The 19,226-nt window shown below is 69.5% G+C and carries 16 protein-coding genes and 5 tRNA genes; 12 read left to right on the forward strand and 9 right to left on the reverse strand.

The genetic code is table 11. The features are described 5' to 3' along the window. Positions 1-139 precede the first annotated feature (139 nt). Complete coding sequence (locus ABT147_RS41300; protein WP_351416375.1) at positions 140-1,723, forward strand: acyl-CoA carboxylase subunit beta; 1,584 nt, start codon at positions 140-142, stop codon at positions 1,721-1,723. A 57-nt stretch (positions 1,724-1,780) separates the two neighbouring features. Then, positions 1,781-1,972 carry an acyl-CoA carboxylase epsilon subunit gene (locus ABT147_RS41305; protein WP_319066654.1) on the forward strand — a complete coding sequence of 64 codons (192 nt, stop codon included), beginning with the start codon at positions 1,781-1,783 and terminating at the stop codon, positions 1,970-1,972. A gap of 322 nt (positions 1,973-2,294) precedes the next feature. Here ABT147_RS41305 and ABT147_RS41310 read toward each other — a convergent pair whose 3' ends face one another. From ABT147_RS41310 to ABT147_RS41345, 8 genes are all read right to left on the reverse strand, one after another. Continuing rightward, entirely contained in the window at positions 2,295-2,876 is a 582-nt protein-coding gene (locus ABT147_RS41310) for a GTP-binding protein (protein WP_013000463.1), read from the reverse strand. Further along, entirely contained in the window at positions 2,857-3,426 is a 570-nt protein-coding gene (locus ABT147_RS41315) for a DUF742 domain-containing protein (protein WP_319236846.1), read from the reverse strand. Before ABT147_RS41315 ends, ABT147_RS41310 begins: the two co-directional genes overlap by 20 nt. 98 nt (positions 3,427-3,524) lie before the next feature. Continuing rightward, positions 3,525-3,938 carry a roadblock/LC7 domain-containing protein gene (locus ABT147_RS41320; protein WP_005479603.1) on the reverse strand — a complete coding sequence of 138 codons (414 nt, stop codon included), beginning with the start codon at positions 3,936-3,938 and terminating at the stop codon, positions 3,525-3,527. Between the two features lie 10 nt (positions 3,939-3,948). After that, positions 3,949-7,176 (reverse strand): sensor histidine kinase, encoded by a 3,228-nt coding sequence (locus ABT147_RS41325; protein WP_351416379.1) that lies wholly within the window; start codon positions 7,174-7,176, stop codon positions 3,949-3,951. 397 nt (positions 7,177-7,573) lie between these two features. Further along, entirely contained in the window at positions 7,574-8,149 is a 576-nt protein-coding gene (locus ABT147_RS41330) for a GTP-binding protein (protein ID WP_086754758.1), read from the reverse strand. Next, complete coding sequence (locus tag ABT147_RS41335) at positions 8,130-8,528, reverse strand: DUF742 domain-containing protein (RefSeq protein ID WP_086754757.1); 399 nt, start codon at positions 8,526-8,528, stop codon at positions 8,130-8,132. The genes ABT147_RS41330 and ABT147_RS41335 overlap by 20 nt, the downstream gene beginning before the upstream one ends. Before the next feature lie 111 nt (positions 8,529-8,639). After that, a complete protein-coding gene (locus ABT147_RS41340) occupies positions 8,640-9,053 on the reverse strand; it encodes a roadblock/LC7 domain-containing protein (protein ID WP_005479910.1) in 414 nt (137 codons plus the stop codon). A 9-nt stretch (positions 9,054-9,062) separates the two neighbouring features. Further along, positions 9,063-13,007: a sensor histidine kinase gene (locus ABT147_RS41345; protein WP_351416382.1), complete on the reverse strand. Its 3,945-nt coding sequence runs from the start codon at positions 13,005-13,007 to the stop codon at positions 9,063-9,065. A 606-nt stretch (positions 13,008-13,613) separates the two neighbouring features. Here ABT147_RS41345 and ABT147_RS41350 point away from each other — a divergent pair. From ABT147_RS41350 to ABT147_RS41390, 9 genes are all read left to right on the forward strand, one after another. Then, positions 13,614-13,793 carry a hypothetical protein gene (locus tag ABT147_RS41350; protein ID WP_351416385.1) on the forward strand — a complete coding sequence of 60 codons (180 nt, stop codon included), beginning with the start codon at positions 13,614-13,616 and terminating at the stop codon, positions 13,791-13,793. Positions 13,794-14,045: 252 nt separating this feature from the next. Then, a complete protein-coding gene (locus ABT147_RS41355; protein WP_351416387.1) occupies positions 14,046-14,822 on the forward strand; it encodes a fumarylacetoacetate hydrolase family protein in 777 nt (258 codons plus the stop codon). Continuing rightward, a complete protein-coding gene (gene gltX / locus ABT147_RS41360; RefSeq protein WP_351416390.1) occupies positions 14,815-16,290 on the forward strand; it encodes a glutamate--tRNA ligase in 1,476 nt (491 codons plus the stop codon). Before ABT147_RS41355 ends, gltX begins: the two co-directional genes overlap by 8 nt. Before the next feature lie 127 nt (positions 16,291-16,417). After that, positions 16,418-17,149, forward strand: coding sequence for an HAD family hydrolase (locus tag ABT147_RS41365; RefSeq protein WP_351416392.1), 732 nt, complete (start codon positions 16,418-16,420; stop codon positions 17,147-17,149). A 90-nt stretch (positions 17,150-17,239) separates the two neighbouring features. Beyond that, a tRNA-Gln gene (locus ABT147_RS41370) sits at positions 17,240-17,311 on the forward strand. A gap of 57 nt (positions 17,312-17,368) precedes the next feature. Next, positions 17,369-17,441, forward strand: a tRNA-Glu gene (locus tag ABT147_RS41375). A gap of 62 nt (positions 17,442-17,503) precedes the next feature. Then, positions 17,504-17,576, forward strand: a tRNA-Glu gene (locus ABT147_RS41380). A 20-nt stretch (positions 17,577-17,596) separates the two neighbouring features. Then, a tRNA-Gln gene (locus tag ABT147_RS41385) sits at positions 17,597-17,668 on the forward strand. A gap of 31 nt (positions 17,669-17,699) precedes the next feature. After that, positions 17,700-17,772 (forward strand) — tRNA-Glu (locus ABT147_RS41390). Between the two features lie 61 nt (positions 17,773-17,833). Here the strand turns inward: ABT147_RS41390 and ABT147_RS41395 are convergent. Continuing rightward, a complete protein-coding gene (locus ABT147_RS41395; RefSeq protein WP_351416394.1) occupies positions 17,834-18,478 on the reverse strand; it encodes a MerR family transcriptional regulator in 645 nt (214 codons plus the stop codon). A gap of 84 nt (positions 18,479-18,562) precedes the next feature. Between ABT147_RS41395 and ABT147_RS41400 the strand changes: the two genes are divergently transcribed. After that, positions 18,563-19,081, forward strand: coding sequence for a DUF4188 domain-containing protein (locus tag ABT147_RS41400; protein WP_351416397.1), 519 nt, complete (start codon positions 18,563-18,565; stop codon positions 19,079-19,081). Positions 19,082-19,226: the final 145 nt, after the last annotated feature.

Raw genomic sequence — 19,226 nt, forward strand, 5'->3', positions numbered from 1 at the left:
CCTACAAGCCCGACACCCCCTGAGCAGTCGATTCGGCTGCATGCCGACGAGGTTCTGTTCAGGGGTACCAGGAAAACACGCCGGAGACTGTACGGAGTCGACGGACCGCTTTCCTCGCTCGGCTTCGTAAGGTCACTACATGACCGTTTTGGATGAGGCACCGGGTGAGCCGACGGACGCGCGCGGGCGAGTGGCCGAGCTGCACGAGATTCGTGCCCAGGCGTTGGCCGGCCCGAGCGAGAAGGCGACCGAGGCGCAGCATGCCAAGGGCAAGCTGACCTCCCGGGAGCGCATCGAGCTGCTGCTGGACCCGGGCTCGTTCAACGAGGTCGAGCAGCTGCGCCGGCACCGGGCCACCGGATTCGGTCTGGAGTCCAAGAAGCCGTACACCGACGGTGTCGTCACCGGCTGGGGCACGGTGGAGGGCCGTACGGTCTTCGTCTACGCCCATGACTTCCGCATCTTCGGCGGCGCGCTGGGCGAGGCCCACGCCACCAAGATCCACAAGATCATGGACATGGCCATCGCGGCCGGGGCCCCGCTGGTCTCGCTCAACGACGGCGCGGGCGCCCGTATCCAGGAGGGCGTCTCCGCGCTCGCCGGGTACGGCGGCATCTTCCAGCGCAACACCCGGGCGTCCGGTGTCATCCCGCAGATCAGCGTGATGCTCGGCCCGTGCGCGGGCGGCGCGGCCTACAGCCCCGCCCTCACGGACTTCGTCTTCATGGTCCGCGAGACGTCCCAGATGTTCATCACCGGACCGGACGTCGTCAAGGCGGTCACCGGCGAGGAGATCACGCAGAACGGCCTCGGCGGCGCGGACGTGCACGCCGAGACGAGCGGCGTCGCCCACTTCGCGTACGACGACGAGGAGACCTGCATCGCCGAGGTGCGCTACCTCCTGTCGATGCTCCCGCAGAACAACCGCGAGAACCCGCCGCGGGTGGAGGCCTCCGACGAGGCGGACCGCCGCAGCGACGTCCTCCTCGACCTGGTCCCGGCCGACGGCAACCGCCCGTACGACATGACCAAGGTCATCGAGGAGATCGTCGACGACGGCGACTACCTGGAGGTCCACGAGCGCTGGGCCCGCAACATCATCTGCGCCCTCGGCCGTCTCGACGGCCAGGTCGTCGGCATCGTCGCCAACCAGCCGCAGAGCCTCGCGGGCGTCCTGGACATCGAGGCCTCGGAAAAAGCTGCACGCTTTGTCCAGATGTGCGACGCTTTTAACATCCCGATCATCACGCTGCTGGATGTCCCCGGCTTCCTGCCGGGCGTCGACCAGGAGCACGGCGGAATCATCCGCCACGGCGCGAAGCTGTTGTACGCGTACTGCAACGCCACCGTGCCCCGGATCTCCCTGATCCTGCGCAAGGCCTACGGAGGTGCCTACATCGTCATGGACAGCCAGTCCATCGGCGCCGACCTCACCTACGCCTGGCCGACCAACGAGATCGCCGTCATGGGCGCCGAAGGCGCCGCCAACGTCATCTTCCGTCGGCAGATCGCCGACGCCGAGGACCCCGAGGCCATGCGGGTCCGCATGGTCAAGGAGTACAAGGCCGAGCTGATGCACCCGTACTACGCGGCCGAGCGCGGCCTCGTCGACGACGTGATCGACCCCGCGGACACCCGAGCGGTCCTCATCCGCTCCCTCGCGATGCTCCACACCAAGCACGCGGACCTGCCGTCCCGCAAGCACGGCAACCCGCCGCAGTAACCCGACGGTTCCTTCGCGGTCCCTCTGCGGAAACCTCTCTCACGGAGACTGACATCCATGAAGCTGCCTGATATTCGCGTCGAGAAGGGCCATGCCGAGCCCGAGGAAGTGGCCGCGATCACCGCGCTGCTCCTGGCCCGCGCCGCCGCCCAGCCCGTCGAGGCCCCGGCCCACCGCACCCGCCCCCGCGCGGGGTGGCGCCGCCTGGAGCGCGAGCCGGGGTTCCGGGCGCCGCACAGCTGGCGCTGAGCCTTGGCTTGAAAGGGCCCCTTCCGGATGGAGGGGGCCCTTCGCGTTGTGTGTCGGCCGCGGGCCCGGTGGGGCTTCTCGCGCAGTTCCCCGCGCCCCTCAAGATTCAGGCCCCTGCGGGCCTGCAAGACCACGACCCCGCCGGCCTGAAAAGCGACGGGGCTGCGGGATGAAAAGCATGGGGCGCAGCCCCTGCTTTTCAGGGGCGCGGGGAACTGCGCGGCCAGCCCCCACCGAACCCGCAGGCGACGCACAACGAAGGGGACCCCTCCCGGAACAACAGGAAGGGGTCCCCTTTCGTACTCGGCTGAGCGCCGCAGGCCTACCGCAGCCGTGCCATCAGCGCGTGCTCGACCAAGGTGATGAGCGCGCTCTTCGCGTCCGACCGATGCCGCGCGTCCGTCGTGATGATCGGGGTGTCGGGCCCGATCTGCAGCGCCTCCCGGACCTCGTCCGGGTTGTACGGCTGCTGGCCGTCGAAGCCGTTCAGCGCGATGACGAAGGGGAGTCCGCTGTTCTCGAAGTAGTCGACGGCGGGGAAGCAGTCGGCGAGGCGGCGGGTGTCCACGAGCACGATGGCGCCGATGGCGCCGCGTACGAGGTCGTCCCACATGAACCAGAAGCGGTCCTGGCCGGGGGTGCCGAACAGGTACAGGATCAGGTCCTGGTCCAGGGTGATGCGGCCGAAGTCCATGGCCACCGTGGTGGTGGTCTTGTCCCCGGTGTGGGTGAGGTCGTCGATGCCCGCGGAAGCGGACGTCATGACGGCCTCGGTACGCAGCGGGTTGATCTCCGAGACGGCCCCGACGAACGTGGTCTTGCCCACGCCGAAGCCTCCCGCCACCACGATCTTCGCTGAGGTGGTGGAGCGGGAAGGACCGCCGCTAGAGCTTGCGAAGTCCACTGAGCACCCTTTCGAGCAGTGTCACGTCTGGCTGGCCGCCGGCGCTCTCGTCGCCGCCGGGCTGATGGATGGCGACCAGGCCCGCCTCCGCCAAGTCGGCGACGAGGATCCTGGCCACGCCGAGAGGGATCGTCAGGAGGGCCGAGATCTCGGCCACCGACTTGATTTCCCGGCAGAGGTTGCAGATCCGCTGATGCTCGGGCAACTGGCCCTGCATCTGGTGCGGCTGCGCGGTGGTGTGCACCAGCGCCTCGATGGCGAGCTGGTAACGCGGCCTGGTGCGGCCGCCCGTCATGGCGTACGGGCGCACCAGGGGGTTGTGTGCCGCCCCGGCGGGCGACGGCTCAGGGGTACGGCGCTGCGGCTGCACGGGCTGGATGCGCGGCGCCGGCGGCTGGTCGTACGGCGAAGGGCCGGGGCCCTGCGGTGCGTACGGCTGCTGGCGGCTCGGTGCGGAGGGGAAGTTGTACCGATTCTGGTCACCCTGGCCCGGCCCCTGGCCAGGGTAGGACCAGTTGCCCGACGATGAACCGCCTGGGGGTGTTGCCACGTTCTCTCCTCCTCCGACTGTGCTGGCATCCATGGCTCATTGGAAGCCGCGTCCCGAAACCTTACGGCCCCGGGACGCCAAAACGCACCGTCTGACTGTTAGTTGAGCAGGCTGCCCTGGAGCTCCGCACGAAGATCGGGCGTCAGGACCGTACCGGCACGGTCCACCAGAAGTGCCATCTCGTACCCGATGAGACCGATGTCGGCTTCCGGATGTGCGAGAACGGCGAGCGAGGAACCATCGGAAACGGACATGATGAAGAGGAATCCCCGCTCCATCTCCACAACCGTCTGATTGACGCTGCCACCTTCGAAGATGCGGGAGGCACCCGCGGTCAGAGAGGTCAGACCCGACGCGACGGCCGCCAGCTGGTCGGCACGGTCGCGGGGAAACCCTTCGGACATCGCCAGAAGGAGTCCGTCGGCGGAGACCACCACCGTGTGCGACACCCCGGGGGTGTTGTCCACGAAATTGGTGATCAACCAGTTCAGGTTCTGTGCCGCCTGGCTCATCGGGCTCACACTAACGCTCCTGGTTGTAGGTGCTGTCAGGACCGAAGCCCTGGCCGTTCGTTTCACTGCTTGCGTTGCGTCCCCGCTGGACCCCTCGGCGCAGGTTGCTCAGCCTGCCCCGGACGTCCTCGGGAGCGCGGGAGATCTGTGGACCTCCCTGCGGGGTCGTCGTGGCGGCACCCTCGACCAGGTTGGCCTTGGGCACCCGCCGCGGCAGGCCGGAGGAGGTGACCCCGCCCGCCTTGGGCTTCTTCAGCTGGGAGGCCTGCTGCCAGCGCGCGTCGTTGGCCGAGCGCCAGTCGCCGTTCGGTCCCCCGGCCGTCGGCTGGTCCTGGGCCACTTCCTGCCGTCCGTTCACGGCGCCCGCGCTCGTGCCGCCCGCGCTCGCGGTGGATCCGCGGCGGGGCAGGCCGGCGTCGGTCAGCGCGTGGCCGGCGGAGGGGGTGGGTCCCGGACGGTCGAAGCCTACGCGGTCCGGCTCCTTCACGTCAGCGGCCTGCGCAGATTCCGGTTCCGGAGCGTACTCGGAGCGGTAGGAACTCTGGTAGTCCTGCTGCTGCGGCCAGTCGTCCTGATAGGACGACTCCTCGAAGCCCGAGTAGGTCTCCGGGGCGTTCGCGGCGGCCGGCGCGTGGTCCTCCTGGACGGGCTCCGCATAGGAGGGCTCAGGGTAACCGCCGGTAGCGGTGAACGTGTCGTTCCCGCTCGGCAGATGCCCGTTGCCGTTCGCCGTACCGTTGGCGCTCTGGCCGAAGTACGTCTCGTCGTACGACGGCTGCTGCGGCTCCTCGTACGCCGTCTGCTGGTCGAACGACCGCTGCGGGTCCGCGTACCCCGTCGCGCCGTTGTCGTAGGACGGCTCGGACGACTGGAAGTCGTCGCCGTAGCGCGGCGTCTGGCCCGCGGGCAGCTGCGGGCTCTGGTGCGCCTGGGACTCCAGGGCCGCGCGGCGCTCCTCGCGCATCAGGGACCGGCCCACGGGGTCCAGGTCGCGGATGTCGTCCGGCACCTCGTAGCGGCTGTCGTCGAAGCCCAGCTCGGCGGCGGTCCGCATCGGGGCCACGGCCGGCTGCTGGAACGCGTGCTGCTGCTCCGGGATGATCTGCGAGACCGTGAACTGGTCGGCCCCCGGCTGCTGCTGCTCGCCACCGCCACCGTGGGTGATGACGTCCGGGAGCATGACCAGCGAGGTCGTACCGGCCTGCTCGCCCGAGGGGCGGAGCTGGACGCGGATGCCGTGCCGGTCGGACAGCCGGCCGACCACGAAGAGGCCCATGCGCTGGGAGATCGCGGCGTCCACGGTCGGCGGGTTGGCCAGCTTGTGGTTGATGTCCGCGAAGTCCTCGGCGGTGAGGCCGATGCCCTTGTCGTGGATCTCGATCATCACGCGACCGTCGGGGAGACGGGTCGCGGTGACGCGGACCTTGGTCTGCGGGGAGGAGAACGTGGTGGCGTTCTCCAGGAGCTCGGCGAGCAGGTGCACGAGGTCGGTCACGGCGCGGCCGTGGATCTCGGCCTCCGGGACGCCGGAGAGCTCGATGCGCTCGTACTGCTCCACCTCGGAGGAGGCGGCGCGCAGCACGTCGATCAGCGGGACCGGCTGGTCCCAGCGGCGGCCGGGCTCCTCGCCGGCGAGGACCAGGAGGTTCTCGCCGTTGCGGCGCATACGGGTCGCCAGGTGGTCCAGCTTGAAGAGGTTCTCCAGCTGGTCCGGGTCGGCCTCGTTGTTCTCCAGGTCGGTGATCAGGGTCAGCTGGCCCTCGATCAGCGACTGGTTGCGGCGCGAGAGGTTGGTGAAGATCGCGTTGATGTTGCCCCGCAGCAGGGCCTGCTCGGCGGCGAGCCGGACGGCCTCGCGGTGGACCTGGTCGAAGGCGCGGGCGACCTCGCCGATCTCGTCCGTGGAGGTGATCGGGATCGGTGCCACCCGGGTGTCGACCCGGCCGGGGTCGGTGCGCGAGAGCTGGTCGACCAGCATCGGCAGCCGCTGCTCGGCGATGCCGAAGGCGGCGTTGCGCAGCTGGCGCATCGCACGGCTCATCTGGCGGGCCATGATCCCGGCGATGATGAACGCGGCGAGCAGGGCGACGATGACGATGGCGCCGTTGATGTAGGCGTCGCGCTGGGCGTCGGAGGCGATCTGGCCGGCCTCGGCCACCGCGCGGTTGATCAGCTCGGTCTCGACCTCGCTGTACCCCTCGAACTTCAGGGTGGAGGCGGCCATCCAGTTCTGGTAGGTGACGCCCTTGGCCGCGAGCTCGTCCTTGGAGGCGCCGCTGCCTATCAGCTGGATCATCTGCAGCATGGTGTCCGGCGGCGCCTTGTAGTCGGCGTCGCCGGCAGCGGCCTTGGCGGCCTGCTTCTTGCCCTCTTCGGTCTTCTGCGCCATGACCGACTCCAGGCGCGCGGCGTCGGCCTCGGTGCCACCGGAGACGTACTCCTGTACGGCGATGTTCTCCAGGTAGGCGTATGAGGTGAACGCGGTGACCTGCTGACGGAAGACCCTCTCGTCCTCACTGGGGCGGACCAGCAGGTGGGTGCCGATCGAACGCTGAAGCGAGGCGGCACCCTTGGCGAGCGTGACCGCGTAGACCGTACGGCCGTACGCGGTGATGTTGCCGGTACCGAGGCCGAGCTCGTTGGAGAACTCCGCCAGGAGGTGCTCGACGGTGACGTAGCCCTCTTCGGTCTGTACCGGGTCGGCGGCCCGGGTGAAGGCGGTCTGCCGGAGTTTCTCCAGTGACGGCTCGGCCTCCTCCACCAGACGCAGACGGCGCTCCAGGCCCTGCCCGGTGGGCATCCCGACGACCTCCGCGTGGAAGGCGTCCGCCTTCTCGTCGGTGAAGGCGCGGGCGTCCTTGACGACCTCGCTGTCGCGCTGGCCGTTCAGCAGCGGCTCGGCGGTGAGGTCACGCTCGTTGAGCAGCGCCTCCGCGTAGACACCGGCGGCGGCCACGATCTTGGCCACCTTCTCGGCGTCCCGCGCCTCCTGCCAGGTGTCGATCGAGCCCTTCACCTGGAAGCCGCCCATGATCAGGCCGACCAGCACGGGTATGAGGAGAATCGCGTTCAGGCGAGTGGGTACACGCCAGTTGCGGGGGGACAGACGACTGCCGCTGGGCGCGGGCTCTGCCGTCGGCTCCGGTCCGGTCACTTGTGCGGGTGCCGCTCCGCGCGGCGGCGGGGTGAAGTTGCCCCGCGCCGACGACGGCTCGGGACCTTTCTTGCTTCGCCTCACTCGACCAACAACCTCTCGGCGCCGGCACCTACGTCGTGCCGCGGGTGACTCCACGCCCTAGTACGTCTTTGACTAATGGGCAGTTCAGGCATTCCAGCACGTCACGCTGAGGACTTCCAAACACTGGGAGGCAACGATTCCGCGTGATGTAAGTCCCAGATAAAACGGTCATAAAGAGCGAGCCCCGGCAAAAAGCGGGGGCATTGTGAGCGCAGCGGCACCGATCGACCGCGACGCGTGGTCGTACCACCCTATTTCTCTGTCGAAACGTTATGAACACCGAGGCCGACCGTGTCAAAGGACACAGCCGGCATCGGTGTAGCTACGACAACTGCCGTATGAGGTTGTGGACTTGGGTCCTGTTTTGGGCCCAGGTGTGGTAGTTCGGTCCCTCTGCCTACCGCAGCCGGGCCATGAGCGCGTGCTCGACCAGGGTGATGAGGGCCGACTTGGCGTCCGCGCGGTGGCGGGCGTCCGTCGTGATGATCGGGGTGTCGGGCCCGATCTGCAGGGCCTCGCGGACCTCGTCGGGCGTGTAGGGCTGGTGCCCCTCGAAGCCGTTGAGGGCGATGACGAAGGGGAGTCCGCTGTTCTCGAAGTAGTCGACGGCGGGGAAGCAGTCGGCGAGGCGGCGGGTGTCGACGAGGACGATGGCGCCGATGGCGCCGCGTACGAGGTCGTCCCACATGAACCAGAAGCGGTCCTGGCCGGGGGTGCCGAACAGGTACAGGATCAGGTCCTGGTCCAGGGTGATGCGGCCGAAGTCCATGGCCACCGTGGTGGTGGTCTTGTCCCCGGTGTGGGTGAGGTCGTCGATGCCCGCGGAAGCGGACGTCATGACGGCCTCGGTACGCAGCGGGTTGATCTCCGAGACGGCCCCGACGAACGTGGTCTTGCCCACGCCGAAGCCTCCCGCCACCACGATCTTCGCCGAGGTGGTGGCCCGCCCCGCTTCAGAGCTTCCGAAGTCCACTGAGCACCCTTTCGAGCAGAGTCACGTCCGGGGCGCCACCGGCGTTCTCGTCGCCACCGGGCTGGTGGATCGCGACGAGTCCGGCCTCGGCGAGGTCCGCGACAAGGATCCGTGCCACACCGAGCGGCATGGACAACAGGGCCGACACCTCGGCCACCGACTTCACCTCGCGGCACAGGTGGCAGATCCGCTGGTGCTCGGGGAGCAGCCCCATCAGATGCGCGGGGTCTGCCGTCGTGCTGATCAGCGCCTCGAGGGCGAGCTGGTAACGCGGCCGCGTCCGGCCACCGGTCATGGCGTACGGCCGAACCAGAGGCTGGTCGCCCTCGTCTCCGTACGGCTCTGCGTACGGATCGTGAGGAGCGGTGGGCGGGGTCATTGATCCTCCGAGCGGGACAGCAAGTCGGTCAGTCGTGCCGTCTGACGGGGGCCGGTGGGGGGACTGTGGCGGCCGGACGGTGATTTGGTGAGTTCTGTGGATCCGCAGGCGTCAGTGGAGCAGACTGCCTTGGAGTTCGGCGCGCAGGTCGGGCGTGAGCACAGCGCCCGCGCGGTCGACCAGCAGCGCCATCTCGTAACCGACCAGGCCGATGTCGCACTCGGGGTGGGCGAGCACGGCCAGGGACGATCCGTCGGAGACGGACATCAGGAAGAGAAAACCGCGCTCCATCTCGACCACGGTCTGGGCCACGTCCCCGCCCTCGAAGATCCGGGACGCCCCGGCCGTGAGTGAGGTGAGCCCGGAGGCGACGGCCGCGAGCTGATCGGCACGGTCGCGCGGAAAGCCTTCCGACATCGCCAGAAGAAGACCGTCGGCGGACACGACGACGGTGTGGGACACCCCGGGGGTGTTGTCCACGAAGTTGGTGATCAACCAGTTGAGGTTCTGTGCCGCTTGGCTCATCTGGCTCAACTAACGCTCCTGCTGGTGAGTGGGGCTCGGGAAGCTTCCGGTCTGGCCGCTGCCGGCCTGTCGACCCTGAGCGATGCCCCGACGGAGATTGGTCAGCCGGCCGCGTACGTCGTCAGGCGAACGCGAGACCTGCGGACCGGTTTGGTGCTGTTGCTGCTGAGCCGTGCCCGGCACGAGGTTCGCGCGCGGGACCCGGCGCGGCAGGCCGGAGGTGGTGACCCCGCCCGCCGAAGGCTGACGGGCTCGTTCGGCCTGGCGGACCAGGTCGTCGTTGGGTGTGCTGCGCCAGGTGGGGGAAGCGGGCGCGGCGGGGGTCGCCGGACGCTGAGGAGCGGCCGGAGTCTGGGGGGCGGGCGTGGGGGCGGCCGACTGCTGCGGCACGGAACCGTTGCCCTGCTGCTGGTCGTCCTGGCCGCCGGCCTGACCGTGGAACCAGTTGGTCTCCAGCGTGTCGTACAGCGGAGTACGGCCGTCCATCGGACCGGTCGCCGGGGGCAGCGCCTCCGGCTCCTGCGGGCGCGCGGGGCGCTGCGGGGGCATCGGGGGACGCTGTGGCGGCACCGGCGGCCGGGGCGCGGCGAAGTTCTCGCCGTTGACCTGCGGCCGCTCGAACTGCCCGGTGTCCTGGGAGTTCGGCCGGCCCAGTGCGTCGAACTGCCCGGTGCCCTGGCCGTTGTGCCGGCCGGGCGCACCGAACTGGCCGGTGTCCTGCGGGCTCTGTCGGCCCGGGGCCCCGAACTGACCGGTGTTGTCCTGCGGGTTCCGCGGGTTCGGCCGGCCCGGAGCCGGGAACTGGCCCGTGCCGGAGCCGTCGTTGCCCGGCATGGAGAACTGGCCGGTGGACGACGGGTTCTGCGGGGCGCCCCGGGACGGACCGGTGGGCGCCGGCGGAGCACCGGCCCCGCCGAACACGTCGGAGCGTACGTAGTTCCCCGTGCCGTTCTGCGGGGTGCCCGCGCCGGGGTGCCGGCTGTCGTAGTCGCCCTGCGGGGAGTGCGGGAAGTCCGTGGGCGAGCCCGGAGCCCGGTTGGGGTCGACGCGGGGCATCGGCGCGGTGACGTCCGGCTGCTCCTCGTGGCCGCGCGGGGCGTCCAGCGAGGCGCGCGGCACCGGCGGCTGCGCGTTGTCGTCGCTCCAGCTCGGCGTCCGCGACGAGGAGTTGCCACCGGGCAGCTCGGCGCGCGGGCCACCGCGGCCGGGCAGCTGCGGACGACGCCTGCCGGAACGTTCCTTGCCCTGCTTCGGAGGCACGGCACCGGGACCGCCGTCGGTCCCGCCCGGCCTGCCCGCACCGGTGTCACCGGGACCGCCGGCCGGGCGCAGGCCCGAGCCGCCGCCCGGGAAGCCGCCCTGGCGTCCACTGTCGTCGAAGCTCTCGAAGCCGCCCGGGCCACCGGTTCCGGCGGCCTGCAGGCCCTGCGGGGCACCGGGCGCCTGACCGCCGCCGAACGCACCGCCGCCGCCGAACCCACCGGCACCGGCACCGGCCGGAGGCCGGCCGCCCTGCGGGGGCGCCGGCGGACCGCCCTGCGGCCCACGCGGACCACCGGGGTTGCCGAGCCCGCCCGGACCACTGGGGTTGCCGGGCAGCGCGGCCCGCGGACCCTGGCCCGCGCCGACCTGCCCACGCTGCGGCGGGGCACCGAGCAGACCGCCACCGGCGGAGGGGCCGCCGTTCGGCGGGCCCGACTGGTTGCCGGCCTGGCGGCGCGCGGCGGCGGCACCGGCCGCGGCCTGTGCGGCGGCCGGACCACCGGTCGAGGGGGCGCCCTGGCCGGGCTTGCCCGGGGTGGGCTTCTTGTTGCCCTGCGCCACGTCCACGGGAAGCATGACCAGCGCGGTCGTGCCACCCGAGTCGGAGGGGCGCAGCTGGATACGGATGCCGTGGCGCTGCGACAGCCGGCCGACCACGAACAGACCCATGCGGCGGGAGACCGACACGTCCACGGTGGGCGGCGACGCGAGCCGCTCGTTGATCGCGGCGAGGTCCTCGGGGGAGAGGCCGATGCCGGTGTCGTGGATCTCGATCAGGACGCGGCCGTCGGGCAGCGCGTGACCGGTGACCTTGACCTTGGTCTGCGGGGAGGAGAACGAGGTGGCGTTCTCCAGCAGCTCGGCGAGCAGGTGCACGAGGTCGTTGACCACACGGCCGGCGACCTCGGTCGTCGGCACCGACGAGAGCTCGATGCGCTCGTACTGCTCCACCTCGGAGGCGGCGGCGCGGAGCACGTCGACCAGCGGGACCGGACGGGTCCAGCGACGGCCGGGCTCCTCACCGGCGAGAACGAGGAGGTTCTCACCGTTACGGCGCATGCGGGTCGCGAGGTGGTCGAGCTTGAAGAGGGAGGACAGCTGGTCCGGGTCGGCCTCGCGGGACTCCAGTTCGGAGATGAGCGACAGCTGACGCTGGATGAGGCCCTGGGAGCGACGCGAGAGGTTGGTGAACATCGCGTTGACGTTGCCCCGCAGGAGGGCCTGCTCGGCGGCGAGGCGGACGGCCTCACGGTGCACGTCGTCGAAGGCCGCGGCCACCTGGCCGATCTCGTCCCGGGAGTGCACACCGACCGACTCGACGGAGGTGTCGACGTCCTGCGGGTCCGACTCCGACAGCTGCTTGACCAGCTCGGGCAGCCGGTCCTGGGCGACCTTGGTGGCCGTGTCCTGGAGCCGGCGCAGCGAGCGGATCATGGACCGGGCCACGACGAACGCGCCGACCAGGGAGACACCGAGGACGAGCAGGATCAGCGCACCGGAGATGATCGCCTCTTGCTCCGCGTCCGCGCGGAGGTTACGGGCGGTCTGTTCCATCTCCTCGAGGAGCGAGCCCTCGATCTTCTTCATGCGCTCGATCTTGGCCCCGGAGTCGTCGACCCAGTCCTTGTACGAACGCTTGTCCTGTCCGCCCAGACCGCCCTCGCTGGCGAGCACCCGGTCCGCGTAGACGTCGGACGCCTCCACGGTGGGGCTCGCGTCGTCGATCGGCTTGGTCACGTTCTCGGCGCCGGTGCCGTAGATGTCCGAGAAGGTGCTGCGGTCGGACTCCTCGTTGGCCAGCGCCGAGTTGGCGTACAGCCGGTCGTTCTCGGAGAGGTCGCCGGCCTTGGTGTCGGTCTCGGGGAGGGCCGCCGCGATGACCGCGCGCTGGACGGAGGCGTACTCCTTGGCGGAGGAGAACGCCGCCAGGGCACGGGTCCGCTTGATCATGTCCGGGTTGCTGGTGGCCTCGGCCATGTCCGTGGACAGGTCCAGCAGCTGGTCGATCAGCCGGTGGTAGGCCTCGACCGTCTGCGTGGAGTTCTCGGGGTCCGCGTAGGCGTTCTTGCGGATGCTGCTGAGGTTGTAGAGCTCGCGCACGACCCGGACGAGGCTGTCGCGGACACCGGGCATCTTCGCCGTGGTGTCCGCGGTCTCGGCGGCCTGGGTCGCGTCGGTGAACTGGACGCGGGCCTGGTCCGTCTTGTCGCGGACGCCCTTGACCGTGTAGTCGCTGGCGTTCACACCGTGCGCGAGGGGGCCGGCGGACTCGTCGCGCTCGTTCTGCAGCGCGGTGGCGAGCTCGGTCGCCTGCTTGGTCATGTCGGTGAGCAGCCGCATGTTGTCGAGCTGCTGGATGTCGTCCACGTTGTCGCCGATGCGCAGGGCACCGAGCGAGGTCGCCGCCACCACGGGGAGCGCGAGCAGCGAGACCAGACGGGTCGAGATGCGCCAGTTGCGCAGGGCTATTCGAGAGCCGGCGCCTCCGGCGCCGGTGTTGGTGCCGCCCTTGGGCTTCCCGGACGGCGTGGGAGCAAGTGACGCGCCGGGGCGCTTGGAGCGCTCCCCGCCGTCGCCGATCTCCGCCGGACCCGGGTTCTGGGCGTGCTGGGGGGAGGAACCGTTGCCGGCTCCGTTGTGTGGCTCCGGCTCCGCCGAAGCGCTGCCATCCCTCTTGAAACGTCCCTGCACTAGCGTCGCAACCTCTGGACCAGGCGCCCCACCGTGTGAACGGCGAGGCGGTGTCGGCGTCTTCGGGGGCGCCCTGAATACGTCCCCATGGAGTGGTCGTGAGTGACCGGCGCTGGCTCCCCCTCACCACCGCCGCCAGGCGCTGTTGTTCTGCGCCTCTGCGCGCCGGCACGATCCTGCGGCGGTCCGTGGAATTCCAGCACAGTGCCGGATCTCCAACAAGGCCAATGGGTAACGGTCTGTTCACAGTGACAGCATGTGAGGGCCGCGTCACCAGGTGTGGAAGGTGTTTCCCCTTATTACGGACATACCCGTGCGATCCAGGGGGGTGAAGGGGGTGTCCCAGTCGCCATGATCAGGAGCGGAATGGGGGCTTCAGGTAACTGATGTCCGTTTCGTGGGGGCGCGCTGATGGCCTGGATTGCCCGTTTTACCCATGACTGAGTGAGCAAACTCACACGCCGATCATGCCTTCTTCACGTCTTGACCCGGGAATCGGATGTTTAGCCTGACGCTTTACAGGGATGGCGAATCCGACAACCCGCGCTTGTGGGACGGCCCTTGCGGCCCGCCCGGCGCCCGTACACGACGAGGTCCAGGACAACAGTGAAGACGACGACGATGTTCCGCACGATAGCCAACCCCCGGCGTACGACGCTGGCCCACCTCGCCGACGCCGAGGACCTGCGCACGCCGGAACAGGAGCACTCCGTCGACCTCCCCTCCGTGACCGCCAACCCCCGCCGGACGGTCCTGATGACGGTCCCGGCCCAGTCGGCGGAGTGACGACCGAGTAGTTGCACGCTCAAGTACGCGCGGAATCGGGCGGCTGCTCAAGCCGGTTCCTGTGAAGAGTCGGCGGATTTCTGTGAGGACTCCGCGAAAGGGCGCCCGGCACGAGCCGGGCGCCCTTCCGCGACCGCGCTCCGCGCCGCGGCAGCCCGCGTTCCGCGACAAATGCGCGAGGCGGGCCCCCCGCCCCGCGTTAGCCTGGACCGTCAGACTCCAGCCAGCTCAGTTAAGGGGCGCAAGCATCCCGTGCGCATCGCCAGGTTCTCCATCGACGGGAACGTAGCCTTCGGCGCGGTCGAGGGCGACAAGCCGGACGAGCTCGTCCTCGACATCATCAAGGGCATTCCGTTCGCGGACCACGAGCTCTCCGGTACGAAGGTCCCGCTCAACAAGGTCAGGCTGCTGCCGCCGGTGCTCCCCAACAAGGTCGTGGCCTTCGGCCGCAACTACGCCGAACACGCGCGAGAACTGGGCAACGAGGTCCCCGACGCCCCGTTCGCCTTCTTCAAGCCGGCCACCTCGGTGATCGGCTCCGGCGACGAGATCCAGTACCCGTCCTTCTCCGAGGACCTCCACCACGAGGCCGAACTGGCCGTCGTCATCGGCCGTATGTGCCGCGAGGTCCCGCGCGAACGCGTCAAGGACGTGATCTTCGGCTACACCTGCGCCAACGACGTCACCGCCCGTGACGTCCAGAAGCGCGAGAAGCAGTGGGCCCGGGCCAAGGGCTTCGACACCGCCTGCCCGCTGGGCCCCTGGGTGGAGACCGACCTCGACCCGAGCGACCTGACGATCCAGCTCACCGTCAACGGCGCGCAACGCCAGCTGGGCCGGACGAGCGAAATGGTCCACTCCATCGAGGACCTGATCGTCAACATCACCGAGGCCATGACGCTGCTCCCCGGCGACGTGATCCTCACGGGCACCCCGGCAGGGGTCGGCCCCCTCAACGTCGGCGACGAGGTCGCCGTCACCATCGAAGGCATCGGCACTCTCACCAACAAGGTGATCAAGCGTGGCTAACGGCTCCGTCCGCGTACGTTTCTGTCCGTCCCCGACCGGCAACCCCCATGTGGGCCTGGTCCGCACGGCCCTGTTCAACTGGGCGTTCGCCCGCCACGCCGGCGGCACGTTCGTCTTCCGCATCGAGGACACCGACGCGGCCCGCGACTCCGAGGAGTCCTACGGGCAGCTCCTGGACTCCCTGCGCTGGCTGGGCTTCACCTGGGACGAGGGCCCCGAGATCGGCGGCCCGCACGCGCCGTACCGCCAGTCGCAGCGCATGGAGACGTACAAGGAGGTGGCCGAGAAGCTCAAGGACGCCGGCCACGCCTACTCCTGCTACTGCACCGCCTCCGAGCTGGAGGAGCGCCGCGACGCCGCCCGCGCCGCCGGAAGGCCCTCCGGGTACGACGGCAAGTGCCGCGAGGTCACGCCCGAGCAGAAGGCCCAGTACGAGGCCGAGGGCCGCGAGCCGATCGTCCGCTTCCGGATGCCCGACGAGACGATCACCTTCACGGACCTGGTCCGCGGCGAGCTGACCTTCACCCCGGAGAACGTGCCGGACTACGGCATCGTCCGCGCCAACGGCGCCCCGCTCTACACGCTCGTCAACCCCGTCGACGACGCCCTGATGGAGATCACCCACGTTCTGCGCGGCGAGGACCTGCTCTCCTCCACGCCCCGCCAGATCGCCCTCTACAAGGCGCTGATCGAGCTGGGCATCGCCAAGGAGATCCCCTCCTTCGGCCATCTGCCGTACGTGATGGGCGAGGGCAACAAGAAGCTCTCCAAGCGCGACCCGGAGTCGTCGCTCAACCTCTACCGGGAGCGCGGCTTCCTCCCCGAGGGCCTGCTCAACTACCTCTCGCTGCTGGGCTGGTCCCTCTCCGCCGACCAGGACATCTTCACGATCGAGGAGATGGTCGCCGCCTTCGACGTCGCCGACGTGAACCCCAACCCGGCCCGCTTCGACCTGAAGAAGGCCGAGGCGATCAACGCCGACCACATCCGGCTGCTGGATGTGAAGGACTTCACCGAGCGCTGCGCCCCGTGGCTGAAGGCCCCGTTCGCCCCCTGGGCGCCGGAGGACTTCGACGTGGCGAAGTGGGAGGCCATCGCCCCGCACGCGCAGACCCGCCTCAAGGTCCTCTCGGAGATCACGGACAACGTCGACTTCCTGTTCCTGCCGGAGCCGGTCGCGGACGAGGCCTCCTGGACGAAGGCCATGAAGGAGGGCTCCGACGCGCTCCTGCGCACGGCGAAGGAGAAGCTGGAGGCGGCCGACTGGACCTCGGCCGAGTCCCTGAAGGAGGCCGTCCTGGCCGCCGGCGAGGCCCACGGCCTCAAGCTCGGCAAGGCCCAGGCCCCCGTCCGCGTGGCCGTCACCGGCCGCACGGTCGGCCTGCCCCTCTTCGAGTCCCTGGAGATCCTGGGCAAGGAGAAGACCCTGACGAGGATCGACGCGGCCCTGGCGAAGCTGACCGCGTAACGCCCGTACGACAGGGGCGGCACCCGAAGTTCCGGGCGCCGCCCCTTCGTCGTCCTCCGGTGCCGTCCTGCGGACAGGACAACTCATCCTCCGGACAGGACGGCCGGCCTCGGGCTACCGTCGGATCATGAACATCAAGGCCGTGCTCTGGGACGTCGACGACACCCTTTTCGACTACACCGCGGCCGACCGGGCCGGAATGCGGGACCACCTCGCCGCCGAGGGCCTGCTGCTGGGATACGACTCCGTCGAAGAGGCCCTCGACCGCTGGCGCGAACTGACCAGCGTGCACTGGCGGCGGTACGCGGCGGGCGAGGGGGACTGGGAGGCCACGCGCCGCGACCGGGTGCGGGACTTCCATGGTCAGCCCCTGAGTGACGCGGAGGCGGACGCCTGGTTCGAGCGTTACGTCGCTCACTACGAGCGGGCCTGGTCGCTCTTCCCGGACGTCCTGCCCGTCCTGGACGCGCTCGCCGCCAGCCACCGGCACGCGGTGCTCTCCAACTCCAGCCTCCCCGTCCAGGAGCGCAAGCTGCGCGCCCTCGGGGTGTGGGACCGCTTCGAGACGGTGCTGTGCGCCGAGCAGCTGGGCGTCCACAAACCGGCCGCCGAGGCGTTCCATGTGGCCTGCGAGGCCCTGGAGCTGCCGCCGCACGAGGTCGTGTACGTCGGCGACCATCCGGAGATCGACGGCCGGGGCGCCGCCGACGCCGGTCTGCTGTCGGTCTGGATCGACCGCGGCGGCGTCTACGCGACCGTCGACCCGCCCGTCGGGCCCCACCGCATCGCCACCCTCGCCGAACTCCCCGCGATCCTCGGCTCGGATACCCGTTTTGGAGCGCCGTCCACCTTCGGGTAATGTTCTTTCTGCGCCGCCGGGGAGCGGGCCGAAAGGCCGGAACCGACGGGGCAAGCTAGAACAAGATCCCCTCAGGGGCTTGCGTTCCAGTGGCCTATGGTGTAATTGGCAGCACGACTGATTCTGGTTCAGTTAGTCTTGGTTCGAGTCCAGGTAGGCCAGCTCGCAGATGCGTTGATCAAACAGTGCGTCTGCGCGAGCGGAGATCAGATCCGCAAAGCCCCCGTTGTGTAGCGGCCTAGCACGCTGCCCTCTCAAGGCAGTAGCGCCGGTTCGAATCCGGTCGGGGGTACAGATCCTTCCCGCGAGGAGAGTTCGGGTAGCTCCCCCTCATCTCGACGCAGGATCGCTAGGGCCCCCGTTGTGTAGCGGCCTAGCACGCCGCCCTCTCAAGGCGGTAGCGCCGGTTCGAATCCGGTCGGGGGTACGAAAAGGTCTAAACCTTATTGGTCTATGGTGTAATTGGCAACACTACGGTTTCTGGTACCGTCATTCTTGGTTCGAGTCCAGGTAGACCAGCTCCGACCTGCGGAAACGCAGGATCGCTAGGGCCCCCGTTGTGTAGCGGCCTAGCACGCCGCCCTCTCAAGGCGGTAGCGCCGGTTCGAATCCGGTCGGGGGTACGTTCCATGAAGGCCCTCCACTTCGGTGGGGGGCCTTCATCATGCGCTCCGGCCGCTCGGTCTACTCGATGCCGTACCGCCGCGCCGACTCCTCCTCCTGGGCCAGCCGGTGCAGCGAGCGCAGCACCGGCTCGAAGAGCACCGCAGCCGAGAGCGCCTGCTCGACCCTCTCCGTGTCGGACTCATAGGTCTCGATGTGATCCAGGTCCCGCACGGCTGCCTGGTGCATCAACTCGGCGTACGGGGCCATGAGTTCGGCGTCGCACGGATAACCGAGCCGCAGCAGCGTGGCCACCAGCGCCACCAGCGAACGATGCACGGGGGAGAGAGAACCGATCTCCCTCGCCGCGTCCCAGCCCAGCCTCCGCAGCAGCCGGTCCACCTCCGCCGTCGCGGCGGCCGTGGCCGGGTCCTCCTCGTCCGGGTCGGGAGCCTGGGGCAGCGCCCACAGGGCCGCGCCGAGCCGGATCGTACGGCCCAGCGACTCGTCGTCCGCGTGCCTCAGCACCTCCCGGGCGTTCGCCACCGGCACCTTGCCCACCTGGATCAACGCCCGCACCAGTCGCAGCCGGCGCAGATGCTCCTCGTCGTACTCCGCCGTCGTCGCGTTGATCTGGCGGCCCGGCGCCAACAGCCCTTCACGCAGGTAGTACTTGATCGTCGCCGTGGACACCCCGCTGCGCTCACTCAGCTCCGCCAGCCGCATCTCTCTTGCGCCTCTCCTTGGGAAGTGTCACTATCCAAGCACGGGAGTTCGGATAGTGCCGCTCACCAACAACGGGGAGAGCTCATGTTCGGAAAGCGGATCAACGCGGGCCGTACCACCGCCGCCGCCGAGGGCGAGGTGGTGGTCCTGCTCATCGGTGTACGGATCAACCACTTCTGGGCCGTGCACCACTGGGGGCCCGTGCTCACGGCGATGCCCCGGATGCTGCGGGAACTGCGCGAGGACCCGGGGCGGGGGCTGCTGAACGCCGTCCTGCTGACGGCCTCACCGCGGACGTATTACGTCGTCCAGTACTGGGAGTCCAAGGAGAAGCTGTACGCGTACGCGCACGCGCCCGACGCGTTCCATCGGGTGGCCTGGGCGGCGCTCAACCGCAAGGAGCGGAAGGGGAAGGGGCGGCAGCATGTGGGGCTCTGGCACGAGACGTACGTGGTGCCGGAGGGGGCGTACGAGTCGATCTACGCCGACATGCCCGCGTTCGGTCTCGCGGCGGCCACGGGGGTGTTGCCGCTGGAGAAGCGGGGGAAGTCGGCGAAGGAGCGGTTCGCCCACCGGCGGGGGGTGAGTGGGGTGAGTGCCTAGTCGCCGTGGGGAGCTGTGGTCTGGCGGCTGCTGGTCGAGTGTGGTTGCTCGCGCGGTTCCCCGCGCCCCTGAAAGATCGGGGGCGCCCCCGAGATCGGAGGCGCCCCCGTCTCCGTGCCATGAGAAAAGGCCTGCCGCGGCGTTG

It is taken from the genome of Streptomyces sp. NPDC001868 (assembly GCF_040297125.1).
GTDB lineage: Bacteria > Actinomycetota > Actinomycetes > Streptomycetales > Streptomycetaceae > Streptomyces.